Origin of the sequence: Exiguobacterium sp. SH1S1 (genome assembly GCF_004337245.1) — a bacterium.
In the GTDB taxonomy this organism is placed as follows: domain Bacteria; phylum Bacillota; class Bacilli; order Exiguobacteriales; family Exiguobacteriaceae; genus Exiguobacterium; species Exiguobacterium aurantiacum_A.
In genome coordinates, this window is sequence record NZ_SJUZ01000036.1 from 1 (window position 1) to 381 (window position 381).

General features: G+C 60.4%; 1 protein-coding gene. It reads right to left on the reverse strand.

Features of this window, described 5'->3' with window-relative positions; all coding sequences use genetic code 11:
• Nucleotides 1-381: AMP-binding protein (locus tag EVJ23_RS15125; protein ID WP_145963493.1), on the reverse strand; the 381-nt coding region annotated here is incomplete at both ends.

Below are 381 nucleotides of genomic sequence, written 5' to 3' on the forward strand. Positions count from 1 at the left end.
ACGGACGTGTTGCCGAACCGGCTTTCAGCTCGGTAGCGCCAGGCAGCGGCGTGATCATGAAACCGCCAGTTTCGGTCTGCCACCAGGTATCGACCACCGGACATTTCTCGTTGCCGATTTTTTTCCAGTACCACTCCCACGCTTCCGGGTTAATTGGCTCGCCCACGGAACCGAGAATGCGCAGCGACGAACGGTCGGTGCCTTCGATCGCTTTATCGCCTTCCGCCATCAGCGCGCGGATCGCCGTGGGTGCGGTATAGAGAATATTGACCTGATGCTTGTCCACCACCTGCGCCATACGGGCAGGCGTCGGCCAGTTGGGTACGCCTTCAAACATCAGCGTGGTCGCACCGCAGGCCAGCGGGCCGTACAGCAAGTAAC